Genomic DNA, 239 nt, shown 5'->3' on the forward strand with positions numbered 1-239 from the left:
ATGTTACCGTGCTTCCTGCACAGATCGTTAGTGTTCCGTTAGTTCCCGCATTTGGTAAAGCCTGTTCGCTTACCACTACCTGAGCCGTTGCGGCTGTGGTACATGGTGCGGTTGCCGCTACGGTATACGTATAGGTATTTGCGCCTGCTAATGCTGGTGACCAAGTTCCGCCTGCAGCTGGACTTCCTCCTAAGGCTGCAAATAACTGCGCCGATGTTACCGTGCTTCCTGCACAGATC

General features: G+C 53.1%; 1 protein-coding gene. It reads right to left on the bottom strand.

Going from position 1 to position 239, the window contains the following annotated elements; translation table 11 throughout:
* Nucleotides 1-239, bottom strand: a 239-nt coding sequence (locus ACXAG7_RS20195) for a hypothetical protein (RefSeq protein WP_476667963.1), incomplete at both ends; no start/stop codon positions are given.

This window comes from Tenacibaculum sp. AWR4_210, from assembly GCF_056160945.1.